Origin of the sequence: Salinimicrobium marinum, assembly GCF_014651535.1 — a bacterium.
Taxonomy (GTDB): Bacteria; Bacteroidota; Bacteroidia; order Flavobacteriales; family Flavobacteriaceae; genus Salinimicrobium; species Salinimicrobium marinum.
In genome coordinates this window covers 546384-560186 of the sequence record NZ_BMXB01000002.1, presented here as the reverse complement: position 1 = coordinate 560186, position 13803 = coordinate 546384, and the positions used below count along the sequence as shown (strand labels likewise).

Sequence of the window (13803 nt, the reverse complement as noted above, 5' to 3'; positions counted from 1 at the left end):
GGCTAAACCTAATCAATTCAAATCGTCACGTGCCAATTAGGCTTGTAAAGTATAGATTATCAGTAATTTCAAAGAACATTTAAAAATTTTTAATGGACACTAATGAAAAGTTATAGAAAAACATAACTTGACTTTAACAAATTAATACAATATGAGGAGTTTATTTCCGTTATTCATGATATAAATCTAATCATGTACCAATGGCAAAACTTTACTCCGGGAATTCTTCTAAAAAAGTGAATTATCTTAAACCTAAAAAAGAAACGGTTCAGTTTCTTTTGAACTATTCAAAGGCATTGAAGATTAGTAACTACAAAGAGTTGCAGTTCGAAGCCTTTTTAAACTAGAATAATAGCATCGCATATTATTTCTGGAAGAAAATAATTTCATTGCTGTGAAAATCAGAATTAGCTGATTTAAAAATCCTGCAACCGCAGGATTTTTTCTTTTATCTCGATTTCTTTTTCTTCTTCAGGTACTCCTCCAGAACACTTTTTCGGCCAATGGTCCTGGTGATGATGTCTTTTTCCAAATCCCAGCCGCGTGCCGGGGAATATTCCCGTCCGTACCAAATTATCTGAAGATGTAATTCATTCCAGAGCTCCTCTGGAAATAGTCTTTTTGCATCTTTTTCTGTTTGCACAACATTTTTTCCGTTGGAAAGGTTCCAACGGTACATTAGGCGGTGAATATGAGTATCAACAGGGAAGGAAGGCACATTAAACGCCTGCGACATTACCACGCTGGCAGTTTTGTGACCCACGGCTGGTAATTCTTCCAGCGCATCAATATCTGCAGGGACTTGTCCGTTATGCTTTTCTATCAGGATTTTAGAAAGTCCGTGGATTCCTTTAGATTTCATGGGAGAGAGGCCTACCGGTTTAATAATATCACGAATTTCATCCACAGTCATTCTAATCATAGCGTATGGATTATCAGCTTTGGCAAACAGTAGGGGAGTTATTTGATTCACTCTCACATCTGTACTTTGTGCCGACAATAAAACGGCAATAAGTAATGTGTATGGATCTTTGTGGTCTAAAGGAATGGGAACCGTGGGATATTTTTCTTTTAAGGTGTCAATTACGAATTGTACTTTTTCCTGCTTGTTCATTTATGCTTAACTTTGGTACAAAAGTAAGCATTATGACAACATTAGAAGCAGGGGATAAAGCTCCTCAATTTTCGGCAAAAGATCAGGATGGTAATACGCATTCATTAGAAGATTATAAAGGCCAAAAACTGGTCGTATTTTTCTATCCGAAAGCCAGTACCCCTGGCTGTACTGCCGAAGCTTGCAATCTTAGGGATAACTGGGAAACATTTAAAGCTGAAGGTTATAAAATTCTTGGAGTAAGTGCCGATTCACAGAAAAGACAACAAAACTTCAAAAACAAATATGAACTTCCGTTCCCGCTCCTTGCAGATGAGGATAAGGAAGTGATCAATGCCTTTGGAGTTTGGGGGCCGAAAAAATTTATGGGAAAAGAATATGACGGAATCCACAGAACTACATTTGTAATTGACGAAGATGGAATTATCACTGAAGTGATCTCCAAAGTAAAAACAAAAGACCACGCAGCTCAGATTCTCTAAACCTCATATTGAATTTTGAAAATAAGATTCAGGCTTTCATCAATTTTCCTGGAAGGCGTTAGGTCAAGTAAGAGGGACTTCCCTTTCAGGAATATTTAGCCTGCTTTATTTTACCCAGATCTTCTGAAGCGTAGCCAGAGAGTCACAGTTTTCAAAAAGAAGTTCCAGATTTTTTTCTGAAGTTCTTCCGGTAACGATGTACGTCTTACAGGAATCGAGATCCGTATTACTTCTGCTGAAATCCACATCTCCATTATTAAGAATAGCAGATATTTGGGTGCTGTCAATGTTATATAGACGCATACTTTCTGAAGCCTCATCAGAATATACTCTCTCTTTAATCCGGATGTTTTTCAAAACCCGTGCATCGGGAGAATAATCACAGGAAGCTTTTTTTCCACTTAAAAAGAAAAAGAGAATGACGAGACCTATGGAGAACCCCCCTAAATAATAAGCAAAACGATGAACTAATTTCATTTAGAACTAAAAAATTAATAGGTTGATATCCCGATAGGTCAAATCAAACCAGTCTGCAATAGATTTGTTGGTTAAAATTCCGTGGTAAAAGTACAAACCATTTCTTAGACCTCGGTCAAACCTAAGCGTATTTTCCAGTCCTCCCTGTTCTGAAATATGTAATAAGTAAGGCGTGAATATGTTACTAATGGAAATAGAGGAAGTACGTGCATATCTTGAAGGGATATTAGGCACGCAGTAGTGGATTACTCCATGTTTGACATAAGTGGGATTATCATGAGTGGTGATCTCACTGGTTTCAAAACAGCCACCCATATCAATGCTCACATCTATGATTACTGCACCTTTTTTCATATTTTCGATCATGGTCTCTGTTACCAGTACCGGACTCCGGTTTTTTCCTCTCACGGCACCAATGACCACATCACATTTTTTCAATGCCTTGATGAGGTTTTTAGGCTGAATAGTGGAGGTGTGCAAAGGACGGCCAAGGTTGGCCTGAATAGTGCGTAACCTGGTGAGGGAGTTATCAAAAATCTTCAGGTTTGCGCCCAGTCCCATGGCAGATCGTGCCGCAAATTCTCCTACAGTTCCGGCTCCCAGGATCACCACTTCAATGGGAGGCACCCCGCTAATGTTTCCAAACATAAGTCCGTTACCCTGTGCATTGTTGCTCATAATTTCTGAAGCAATCAGGACAGAGGCTGTTCCGGCAATTTCACTCAGTGCTCTCACGGCAGGATAGGATCCGTCGTCATCTCTAATAAATTCAAAGGCCAATCCGGTCACCCGTTTTGCCGCTAGTTTCTGAAAAAAGCTTTTTTTCTGAGTTTTTAATTGTAACGCGGAAATTATGGTAGTCTGGGGATTTACCATGTCGAGTTCCTCCAGGGTAGGAGGTTCTACCTTGAGGATCATGGGGCAGGAGAAAACTTTCTTAGTATCTGCAGTGATTTCGGCTCCGGCTTCGGAATAATCTTTATCTGTAAAACTGGCCCCTAATCCGGCACCCGATTCTACCAAAACCCGATGTCCGTGGGCAGTCATGGCCGCGACGGCATCTGGAGTGAGGCACACCCGTTTTTCCTGATAGGCATTTTCTTTGGGAATGCCGATAAACAGCTCCCCTTTGTGCTTATATATCTCTAAGGTTTCTTCCTGCGGAATAAGTTGTTCTTTGGTGAACGGAGAAACTTGGTTGGTCATAATTTTCTTAATAACAGGAAATAAATTACGACTTTTTTAAAGAGAAAAACAAGATTTAAAGCTTTACATAGTAATCCTCTTCAGCAGCAGTAGAGGACTGGGTTTTTCTAAACTCTTTTACTTCCTGGTAATCTTTATCTGAAAGAGATGAAAATGGAGAAATGTTTTCTTGTTCTATTTCGCTTAGATCAATTCCGTAGATCCTGTCAAAGATTTTGATACGAATTAAGTATACTACAGAAAGAATTAGGATGAAAAAAGGAGCTAAATAAATTAATTGATCTGTATCGGCAAAATATTGGGAATTCAAATAAACGTCATCATATACTACAGCTACTATCTGAAAACTATACATTCCTATGGGCACCAATATGACGTGATACCACCAATGTTTGCAGGTAAAAAACCAAATTAGAAGCAGAAGAAGGGGCGTAATTTTACCTAAATAGGTCCATGCTGCAGTTAAAACATCTTCATAATACTTACTTTCGTAGGTAAAAAAAGAATTTTCCCAAACGGGCCCGCTTGGGAAAATTTCATATAGATAAAATAAATAAGGTGAAAATGCTATGCAAATAGCTATTATACTACCCGTGAGTAGGAACGCGGATGAGCCTTTTGTCGACGGCTTGCTTTGTAATTTCATCTTTCTTATCGTTGTTATCTGGAGTTGTAGTTACAAAAAGGGTTGCTCCAAAAATAGATGCTGCGAAGATAATAGCTTTGATTTTCATTTTATAAGGTTTTTAAGGGTTTTCTTTTGATTACTGAAGCAAACCTATGAAAATACAACACGCTAATTATAAATACATTATTCGTACTTTTGCGCCCTTTTTTGAGCTATTTTTCAGGTATTTTTGGATTTATGATTCGAAATTAATTCTGTTAAAATAAGGCAATTTTCGGTTAATTGCACAATGATTAAATTCAAAAACTAAAATCTTCCATTTTAGAGCGAATAATCTTACAATCTTCTATTTTTGTTTAGCTCGCCAAAACCAAGTATTTTTAACACAATTTTAACTTTCTTACGCCTTCTTCAAGGGTTGAAATCTCCACCTTTTGCACCTCCTCTTCAATAAATTTTTCAATTTTTTGAGGCCATTCAATAAATTTCCAGGCAGGAGTGCTTAAATAATCTTCAATTCCCATATCTAAAGCTTCTGTTTCATCCTTTATTCTGTAAAAATCGAAGTGATAAATAGGTCCGTTTTCAGAAGCATATTCATTCACTAACGAAAAGGTAGGGCTGGAGGCAATATCTTCAGCCCCCAGTTCTTTTACGAGGGACTTAATTAGGGTGGTTTTTCCGGCACCCATTTCGCCATAGAATAGCAGGGTTTTGCTTTTAGATTTTTTCAGAATTTCCCGGGCAACAGAATCAATTTCTGATAGCAAGTAGGTTTTTACCATCTAACGTTATTGGTTTTTGGGCTTGTAAATATATGTAAAATATTGTTATCTAGGAGATAAGACTGCAAATGGGATGATCATTTCCTCCAGGGAAACGCCTCCATGCTGAAAAGTATTGCGATAATAACTTACATAATGATTGTAGTTGTTAGGATATGCAAAGAATAAATCTCCACGTGCAAAAATATATGAACTGCTCATATTTATGGACGGCAAATGTATAGATTTTGGATTTTTAGCAGCTAAAACATCTTTGTCTTCATAAGTGAGACTTTTTCCTGTTTTGTAACGCAGGTTCAAACTGGTCTCTTTATCACCTATTACTTTAGAAGGATTCTTTACGTTTATCGTGCCGTGATCTGTAGTCAGAATCAATTTAAATCCTAATTGCTGTGCCTGCTGGATGATCTCCAGTAAGGGAGAGTTTCTAAACCAGCTGTGGGTAAGGGAACGATACGATTTATTAGTAGATGCAAGCTCCTTGATTACCTCCATTTCTGTCTTGGAATGGGAAAGCATATCCACAAAATTATACACCACTACAGTAAGGTCATTTTCTTTCTGACTTTTAAAATTCTCTACCAGCTTCTTTCCGGCTTTGAGGCTGCTTATCTTATGGTATTCATGTTTAATATTTTTTCCCAGTCTTTTAAGCTGACCCTGGAGAAATTCATTTTCGTGTAAATTCTTTCCCCCTTCTTCAGTGTCATTTTTCCAAAGGTCGGGATAAAGTTTTTCCATATCAGAAGGCATTAATCCGGAGAAAATAGCGTTCCTGGCATATTGAGTGGCTGTTGGAAGGATGCTGTAAAATGGTGTTTCGTATTCCTTTTTATAGTAGTTGTTGATCACTGGCTCAAATGCTTTCCACTGGTCGTACCTCATATTATCTATCACCACCAGTAGGGTAGGCTGCTCCTTATTCACTTCCGGAAGAATTTTTTCCTTAAATAAGGTATGTGACATTACGGGGGCATCGGCATTCTTTTCAAACCAACTTGGATAATTTTTTTCAATGAACTTGAAAAATTGTGAATTTGCTTCCACTTTTTGAGATTCCAGGATTTCAAACATTCCGGAATCTTCAATATTCTCCAGTTCCAGCTCCCAATAGATCAATTTCTGATAAAGGTCTGCCCAGCCTTTATAATCATTGATCATCGCCATATCCATAGCTATCTTCCGGAATTCCTGCTGATAGCTGGAAGTGGTTTTTTCAGATACAAGTCGGGAATGATCCAGATTCTTCTTCAGGCTTAACAAAATCTGATTTGGGTTCACGGGTTTTATAAGGTAATCTGCTATTTTTGACCCTATAGCTTCCTCCATTATATATTCCTCCTCACTTTTGGTAATCATCACCACAGGTAAGTTCGCCTGCTTTTCCTTAATTTCAGAAAGAGTTTCAAGCCCTGTAAGACCCGGCATATTTTCATCCAGGAATACAATATCAAAATTCACTTTTTCAACTTCCTCTAGAGCTTCGGTTCCACTCTGGCATTTATGCACCTCATACCCCTTTCCTTCCAGGAATAATATGTGCGGTTTTAGCAAATCAATTTCGTCGTCTACCCAAAGTATTTTGATATTATTCATATATGTATCTTTGTTATCTTAATTTAGAAAATAATAGCTTGATCTCAAGAAATAAACTCAAGATTTTAAATGATCCAATTTACGGATTTATTACCATTCCAAATGAATTGTTGTTTGATATAATCGAACACAAATACTTTCAAAGATTACGCCGAATTTCACAAATGGGCCTATCTTATTTGGTTTATCCCGGTGCCCATCATACGCGCTTTCATCATGCGCTGGGATGTTTGCATTTAATGCAGAAGGCTATCAGGGTGTTACGTCAAAAAGGAGTGGAAATTTCAGATGAAGAAGACGAGGCCCTGCAGGTTGCAATTTTAATGCACGATATTGGCCATGGTCCTTTTTCGCATGCCATGGAGCACAGTATTGTAGAAGGTTTGGGGCATGAAACGATTTCTTCCCTGTTTATGCAGGAGATGAATAAGGAGTTTAACAACCGGCTGGACCTTGCCATAGAGATCTTCAACGGAGAGTATAAACGAAAATTCCTGTGTCAGTTAATTTCGAGTCAGCTGGACATGGACCGTCTTGATTATTTAAAGAGGGATAGTTTTTACACCGGTGTAGCCGAAGGCAATATCAATAGTGAGCGCCTTATTAGTATGCTCACGGTAGTGGATGACGAGTTGATGGTGGAGGAAAAAGGGATTTATTCCGTAGAAAAATTTTTACTCGCCCGAAGGCTTATGTACTGGCAGGTGTATCTTCATAAAACAGGAGTGGTTGCAGAGCAATTACTTATCAGGGTGTTAAAACGTGCGAAGGAACTTGTGGAAGAAGGCCATACCCTATATGCAGGCTCGGCTCTTACTTATTTCCTGACAAATAAAATTTCTGAAGAGAATTTTGATGCACAAAAACTTGAGATTTTCGCCAGGCTTGATGATTATGATATCATTTCGGCCATGAAAGAATGGGTGAATGATGATGATTTTGTATTAAAAAATCTTTGCCAGATGATCATTAACCGGGATCTTTTAAAGGTTAAATTTAAGAAGAAGCCAATTAAAGAACAGAAACTCGAGAAACACCGGCAACAATTCATGGAGCAGCATAAAATTTCTTCGGAAGAAGCTAAGTACTTTGTCTTTAGTGGGGAGGTTTCTAATCTTGCTTATAAGAAGCAGGAAGAAAAAATTCTCATTCTTTACAAAACCGGAAAAGTAACAGATGTAGTGAAAGCCTCAGATCATTTTAATCTGAAAGCGCTATCCAAACCTGTTACCAAATATTATATATGCTATCCTAAACCACAAGATTGACACATTTTTTTTACTTTTGCCAGAATGAAATTTACAGCATCACAAATAGCAGAGATTTTAGAAGGTGATATTGAGGGCAACCCTAATGTTGAAGTCTACAAATTATCTAAAATAGAAGAAGGAAGCGAAGGTTCAATAACCTTTTTAGCTAATCCTAAATATACCTCTTTTATATATTCCACAAAAGCTTCCATTACAATAGTAAATGAATCTTTTGAAGCTGAAGAAAAATTATCCACTACTTTGATCAAGGTTAAGGATGCGTACAATGCATTTTCCAAGCTGCTGGAATATTACAATCAGGTGAAACTGAATAAATCGGGTATTGAAGAACCCAGTTATATTTCCAAATCTTCAAAATATGGAGAGAACCTGTATTTTGGTGCTTTTTCATATATGGGAGAGAATGTGAAAGTGGGCGATAATGTAAAGATATATCCAAATGCTTACCTTGGCGATAATGTAGTGATTGGCGATAATGTGATCATTTTTGCAGGAGCAAAAATTTATTCTGAAACCATTATAGGAAACGACTGTGTGATTCATGGAGGTGCCATTGTAGGAGCCGATGGTTTCGGGTATACTCCAGATAGGGAAGGGGTGTACAGCAAAGTTCCGCAAATAGGTAACGTTATTATTGAAGACAGGGTGGATATTGGAGCCGGTACGACCATTGACAGAGCAACCCTGGGTTCCACTATTATCAGGAAAGGAGTAAAGCTGGATAACCAAATCCAGGTAGCTCATAATGTGGAAATAGGAGAGAACACAGTGATAGCTGCACAAACAGGAATAGCCGGATCTGTAAAAATCGGAAAAAGTTGCGTCATTGGCGGACAGGTAGGAATGGCCGGACATATAATTATAGGAAATGGAGTAAAAGTTCAGGCGCAGTCTGGAATAGGTAGAAATGTAAAGGACGGTGAAATGCTTTATGGTTCTCCTGCCATTGGTTACAGTGCATATAATAAATCATATGTTCACTTCAGGAATTTACCTAAAATAGTAGACAGAATAACCCAGTTAGAAAAAAAATCGAGCGATAATGGCTAAACAGCAAACCATTAAAAAAGAGGTTTCTTTAGAAGGAGTAGGACTTCACACAGGGAATGAAGTTACCCTCACTTTTAAACCCGCCCCTGTAAACAGCGGATATTGTTTTGTAAGAAAGGATATTGAAGGTCATCCTTTAGTTGAAGCAGATGCAAATTATGTGGTTAATACCCAGCGGGGAACAAATCTAGAAAAAGATGGCGTGAGCATTCAAACTTCAGAACATGTTTTAGCAGCATGTGTGGGGCTTGAGATTGATAACTTAATTATTGAACTCAATGCTTCTGAACCTCCGATTATGGATGGTTCTTCAAAATATTTTGTACAGGTGCTGGAAGAGGCAGGCATTGAAGAGCAGGATGCGGAGCGGGAAGAATACGTCGTGAATGAAGTGATTTGCTACAGAGATGATAAAACAGGCAGTGAGATCATGTTGCTTCCGGCAGATGAATACCAGGTGACTACCATGGTAGACTTTGAAACGAAGGTTTTAGGGACTCAAAATGCTTCCATTACTACTATTTCTCAATTTAAGGAGGAAATATCCAATGCAAGAACTTTCAGTTTTTTGCATGAAATAGAAATGCTTCTTGATCATGGCCTGATTAAAGGAGGTGATCTTAAGAATGCAATTGTTTATGTAGATAAAGAGCTGAGTCCTGCAACAATGGAAAAGCTGCGTGCTGCATTTAAAAAGGATAATATCGCTGTAAAACCGAATGGTATTCTTGATAACTTAACGCTGCATTATCCAAACGAGGCTGCGAGACATAAGCTGCTGGATGTAATAGGTGATCTTGCTTTGGTAGGTACCCGAATTCGAGGAAAAGTGATTGCCACTAAACCAGGTCATAAGGTCAACACCAATTTTGCAAAGAAACTTTCGAAGATAATTAAAGCTGAAAAACGGAACAATATTCCGAAGATCGATCTTGAGAAACCTCCGTTGATGGATGTGAATGAGATCATGAATATTCTTCCACACCGGGCACCTTTTCTTTTGGTAGATAAGATCATCGAACTCACAGATACCCACGTGGTGGGAGTCAAAAATGTGACGATGAATGAACCTTTCTTTGTAGGGCATTTTCCCGGGAAGCCGGTAATGCCGGGTGTGCTTCAGGTGGAAGCAATGGCACAAACGGGAGGCATACTTGCTTTAAAATCAGTTCCGGATCCTGAGAACTATCTCACTTTCTTCATGAAGATTGACAACGTGAAATTCAAACAGCAGGTAGTACCTGGAGATACGTTAATATTTAAACTGGAGTTACTGGCTCCAATAAGACGCGGTATTTGCCAGATGCAGGGTTATGCCTATGCAAACGGTAAACTTGCGACCGAAGCCATTTTGATGGCGCAAATTGTAAAACAAAAATAAAAAGGAATGAATCAACCCTTAGCATATGTACATCCAGGGGCAAAGATTGCAAAAAATGTAGTGATAGAACCTTTCACAACTATTCATAACAATGTGGTGATAGGGGAAGGTACCTGGATCGGGTCAAATGTTACCATTATGGAAGGGGCAAGAATCGGAAAGAACTGTAATATATTTCCGGGGGCTGTTATTTCTGCAATACCACAGGATAAAAAATTTAATGACGAAGATACCACCACCGAAATTGGAGATAATACCACCATTCGGGAGTGTGTAACGATCAACAGGGGAACGTCAGACAGGATGAAAACCAAGATCGGGAAAAACTGCTGGATCATGGCTTATTGCCATATCGCACATGATTGTGTGGTGGGTGATAATTGTATTTTCTCTAATAATAGTACATTGGCAGGCCACATCAATGTGGGTGACTATGTTGTTTTAGCAGGAATGGCGGCTGTACAGCAATTTTGCAGTATTGGTAGCCATGCGTTTGTTACAGGCGGATCTTTGGTAAGAAAAGATGTGCCTCCATTTGTAAAAGCAGGGCGTGAACCGCTTTCTTATGTAGGGGTAAACTCTATTGGATTAAGAAGAAGGGGATTCTCTACCGAAAAAATCAGGGAGATACAGGATATTTATCGTATTCTATATCAGAAAAATTTCAATAACACCCAGGCGGTTGCCATTATTGAAGTAGAGATGGAAGCGACTCCCGAAAGAGATGATATTTTAGAGTTCATAAAGAATTCCCAGCGAGGAATTATGAAAGGATATTTTAGATCAAATTAAATAAAACTATATGGCCAGTACCAGTGATATCAGAAATGGATTATGTATCCGTTATAACCACGACATCTTTAAAGTAATTGAATTTTTACATGTTAAACCGGGGAAAGGACCTGCTTTTGTACGGACAAAGCTTAAAAGTGTAACTACCGGGAAAGTAATTGACAACACATTTTCTGCAGGACATAAAATAGATGATGTTCGTGTGGAAACCCATAAATTTCAGTTTTTATACAGTGATGGTGAATTTTATCACTTTATGAACACCGAAGATTATACCCAGATCAGGTTGACAGAAAATGCACTGGATGCTCCTAATCTTTTAAAAGAAGGTGAAGTAGTAACCGTGCTTATCAATACCGAAGACAACATGCCTCTTTCTGTAGATATGCCTGCAAGTGTAATTTTAGAAGTTACGCATACAGAGCCCGGAGTAAAAGGGAATACAGCAACCAACGCTACTAAACCTGCAACTGTAGAAACCGGAGCTGAGGTAAATGTACCGCTGTTCATCAATGAAGGTGATAAGATCAAGATAGAAACCGACAAGGGGACTTACAAAGAAAGAATTAAGGAATAACAGAGAAAGCATTTATGGGATAAAAATTTTATAAAGCCTTTATCTCATATCTCACTTCTCAAATCTCAATACTGGTAATGAAGTTTCCTCAAGAACATACCTTAAAACAGATCGCTACCATCATTTCTTCGGAATTTGTTGGTGATCCTAATTTTCCTGTCACCGGAATGAATGAGATCCATGTTGTAACGCCGGGGGATATAGTTTTTGTGGATCACCCTAAGTATTACGATAAGGCATTGAGTTCAGCAGCGACTGTAATCCTCATCAATAAGGAAGTGGAGTGTCCGGAAGGAAAAGCGCTATTAATATCTGATGATCCTTTCAGAGATTTCAATAAACTAACAGATTATTTCAAGCCTTTCAAAAAAGCCGAAATTTCACAATCAGCTTCCGCAGAAATTGGGGGAAACACTATTATTCAGCCGAATGTTTTTATTGGTAACAATGTAAAGATTGGTGATAATTGTTTGATTCATTCCAACGTAAGTATATATGATAATACAGTGATAGGGAACAATGTGACCATTCATTCTGGCACTGTGTTGGGAGCCGATGCTTTTTATTATAAAAAACGACCTACCGGGTATGACAAATTAATTTCCGGAGGTAGGGTAATCATAAAAGATCATGTGGATATTGGTGCAAATTGTACCATAGACAAAGGAGTGTCGGGAGATACCACTATTGGAAAAGGTACAAAACTGGATAATTTGATCCAGGTGGGCCATGACACCGTCATTGGTGAGAATTGTTTAATAGCCTCTCAAACAGGTATAGCCGGCGCTGTAATTATTGAAGATGATGTTACCGTTTGGGGACAGGTAGGAATGCGCAGCGGAATAATAGTAAGAAAAGGAGGCGTGATGATGGGCCAGGCCGGAATTACAAAATCTACCGAAGAAAATAAAATATACTCCGGAAACCCTGCAATGGAATCCAGGGCAAAATTAAAAGAGTTGGCACTCTTGAGACAATTGCCTAAATTGATGGACAAAATAAAAGGTTGATATGAGCTTAGTACCCAAGGAATGCGTAGAGAATTTTTATTCATCCGATTTCTATAGAAATCCGGAATCTTTAAAGGAATATCTTCATCCCGAATCACAACTTTTCTGGAATAGTAGTGGAGGCTTTCATAAGCTTAACTTCAGGGAGATATTTGAAATGTCCAGAGAACTTGCAAAATCTTTTGAATCATTACGTGCAGATGTGAGTCATCTTTTGAGTGAAGATAACATGGTCACCATCAGGTTTACCTATTATGCGCGTACCATGGAAAATCCTGAAGAAGAACTTCCTATGGCCCATTTTATCTCAATCTGGGAAATAAAAGATGGTAAAATGTATAAAGGTCATCAAATAAGTCAGCAGGCTGATGACAGTCCGGAAAATCTGGATTCTTTCATTCCAAATAATTTATAAATCCCTTTAGGTTTCTTTTATAAAAACCTAATTTTGTAACACAAAAATTAATAATCAACTATGAGCGTTTTAGTAAATAAAGATTCAAAAATAATCGTACAAGGATTTACCGGAAGTGAAGGTACTTTTCATGCCGGTCAAATGATAGAATATGGTACCAATGTCGTAGGTGGTGTTACTCCCGGTAAGGGTGGCCAAAAGCACCTGGATAAGCCGGTATTCAACACTGTTGAAGATGCGGTAAAAGAAACAGGTGCCGATGTATCTATTATTTTTGTTCCCCCTGCGTTTGCTGCAGACGCTATTATGGAAGCTGCCAATGCCGGAATCAAAGTAATTATAACTATTACTGAAGGTATCCCTGTAGCCGACATGATCAAAGCTGCCGATTATATTAAAGATAAGGACTGTCGTTTGGTAGGTCCTAACTGCCCTGGAGTAATTACTCCAGGAGAAGCTAAAGTAGGTATTATGCCTGGTTTCGTCTTTAAAAAGGGTAAAGTTGGAATTGTTTCTAAATCGGGAACACTTACCTACGAGGCTGCAGACCAGGTTGTAAAACAAGGTTTAGGTATTACCACTGCAATTGGAATTGGAGGAGATCCTATTATTGGGACTACTACCAAAGAAGCTGTGGAGTTGCTAATGAACGATGACGAAACAGAATGTATCGTTATGATTGGTGAAATTGGTGGTCAGTTAGAAGCAGATGCTGCCCGTTGGATCAAAGAAAACGGAAACAAAAAACCTGTTATAGGTTTTATTGCCGGTGAAACAGCTCCTGCAGGTCGTACAATGGGTCACGCCGGTGCAATTGTTGGAGGTAGCGAAGATACTGCACAGGCCAAAAAGGCTATTTTGAAAGAAAATGGCATCCACGTAGTGGACTCTCCTGCAGAGATCGGAAAAAAAGTAAAAGAAGTAATGGGATAATTATTTCTTGAAGAATATATTTAAAACCTTCTGTTTTTCTGAATTGTTTCAGGAACTTCAGAAGGTTTTTTTAATCTCATACATTC

General features: G+C 38.4%; 16 protein-coding genes. 9 read left to right on the top strand and 7 right to left on the bottom strand.

Annotated features, from left to right (window positions below):
- Window positions 1-448: 448 nt before the first annotated feature.
- The gene (locus tag IE056_RS06425; RefSeq protein WP_189603855.1) at window positions 449-1114 is read right to left on the bottom strand and encodes an endonuclease III domain-containing protein; all 666 of its coding nucleotides are present in this window, start codon (window positions 1112-1114) and stop codon (window positions 449-451) included.
- Window positions 1115-1146: 32 nt separating this feature from the next.
- Between IE056_RS06425 and bcp the strand changes: the two genes are divergently transcribed.
- The gene (bcp, locus tag IE056_RS06420) at window positions 1147-1596 is read left to right on the top strand and encodes a thioredoxin-dependent thiol peroxidase (RefSeq protein WP_189603854.1); all 450 of its coding nucleotides are present in this window, start codon (window positions 1147-1149) and stop codon (window positions 1594-1596) included.
- 105 nt (window positions 1597-1701) lie between these two features.
- Here bcp and IE056_RS06415 read toward each other — a convergent pair whose 3' ends face one another.
- From IE056_RS06415 to porX, 6 genes are all read right to left on the bottom strand, one after another.
- The gene (locus IE056_RS06415; protein WP_189603853.1) at window positions 1702-2073 is read right to left on the bottom strand and encodes a DUF4258 domain-containing protein; all 372 of its coding nucleotides are present in this window, start codon (window positions 2071-2073) and stop codon (window positions 1702-1704) included.
- 6 nt (window positions 2074-2079) lie between these two features.
- A complete protein-coding gene (locus tag IE056_RS06410; protein WP_189603852.1) occupies window positions 2080-3279 on the bottom strand; it encodes an alanine dehydrogenase in 1200 nt (399 codons plus the stop codon).
- A gap of 55 nt (window positions 3280-3334) precedes the next feature.
- Window positions 3335-3634, bottom strand: a complete 300-nt coding sequence (locus IE056_RS18440; protein ID WP_229793669.1) for a hypothetical protein — start codon at window positions 3632-3634, stop codon at window positions 3335-3337.
- Window positions 3635-3866: 232 nt separating this feature from the next.
- Window positions 3867-4013 (bottom strand): hypothetical protein, encoded by a 147-nt coding sequence (locus IE056_RS06400; RefSeq protein WP_189603880.1) that lies wholly within the window; start codon window positions 4011-4013, stop codon window positions 3867-3869.
- A 274-nt stretch (window positions 4014-4287) separates the two neighbouring features.
- On the bottom strand, window positions 4288-4692 hold the full coding sequence (gene tsaE / locus IE056_RS06395; protein ID WP_189603850.1) for a tRNA (adenosine(37)-N6)-threonylcarbamoyltransferase complex ATPase subunit type 1 TsaE: 405 nt from the start codon (window positions 4690-4692) through the stop codon (window positions 4288-4290).
- A gap of 45 nt (window positions 4693-4737) precedes the next feature.
- The gene (porX, locus tag IE056_RS06390; protein WP_189603849.1) at window positions 4738-6288 is read right to left on the bottom strand and encodes a T9SS response regulator signal transducer PorX; all 1551 of its coding nucleotides are present in this window, start codon (window positions 6286-6288) and stop codon (window positions 4738-4740) included.
- A gap of 38 nt (window positions 6289-6326) precedes the next feature.
- On the opposite strand from porX, the gene IE056_RS06385 reads away from it, so the two are divergent.
- The 8 genes from IE056_RS06385 (at window position 6327) to sucD (ending at window position 13717) form a co-directional block, all read left to right on the top strand.
- Window positions 6327-7556 carry an HD domain-containing protein gene (locus IE056_RS06385; RefSeq protein ID WP_189603848.1) on the top strand — a complete coding sequence of 410 codons (1230 nt, stop codon included), beginning with the start codon at window positions 6327-6329 and terminating at the stop codon, window positions 7554-7556.
- 24 nt (window positions 7557-7580) lie between these two features.
- Window positions 7581-8609, top strand: coding sequence for a UDP-3-O-(3-hydroxymyristoyl)glucosamine N-acyltransferase (gene lpxD / locus IE056_RS06380; RefSeq protein WP_189603847.1), 1029 nt, complete (start codon window positions 7581-7583; stop codon window positions 8607-8609).
- Entirely contained in the window at window positions 8602-9990 is a 1389-nt protein-coding gene (locus IE056_RS06375; RefSeq protein ID WP_189603846.1) for a bifunctional UDP-3-O-[3-hydroxymyristoyl] N-acetylglucosamine deacetylase/3-hydroxyacyl-ACP dehydratase, read from the top strand. The genes lpxD and IE056_RS06375 overlap by 8 nt, the downstream gene beginning before the upstream one ends.
- 6 nt (window positions 9991-9996) lie before the next feature.
- Window positions 9997-10782 carry an acyl-ACP--UDP-N-acetylglucosamine O-acyltransferase gene (lpxA, locus tag IE056_RS06370; protein WP_189603845.1) on the top strand — a complete coding sequence of 262 codons (786 nt, stop codon included), beginning with the start codon at window positions 9997-9999 and terminating at the stop codon, window positions 10780-10782.
- Window positions 10783-10792: 10 nt separating this feature from the next.
- A complete protein-coding gene (gene efp, locus IE056_RS06365; protein ID WP_189603844.1) occupies window positions 10793-11359 on the top strand; it encodes an elongation factor P in 567 nt (188 codons plus the stop codon).
- A gap of 77 nt (window positions 11360-11436) precedes the next feature.
- Window positions 11437-12369 (top strand): UDP-3-O-(3-hydroxymyristoyl)glucosamine N-acyltransferase, encoded by a 933-nt coding sequence (locus IE056_RS06360; protein WP_189603843.1) that lies wholly within the window; start codon window positions 11437-11439, stop codon window positions 12367-12369.
- A 1-nt stretch (window position 12370) separates the two neighbouring features.
- Complete coding sequence (locus tag IE056_RS06355; RefSeq protein WP_189603842.1) at window positions 12371-12784, top strand: nuclear transport factor 2 family protein; 414 nt, start codon at window positions 12371-12373, stop codon at window positions 12782-12784.
- A 60-nt stretch (window positions 12785-12844) separates the two neighbouring features.
- Window positions 12845-13717, top strand: coding sequence for a succinate--CoA ligase subunit alpha (sucD, locus tag IE056_RS06350; RefSeq protein WP_189603841.1), 873 nt, complete (start codon window positions 12845-12847; stop codon window positions 13715-13717).
- Window positions 13718-13803 lie beyond the last annotated feature (86 nt).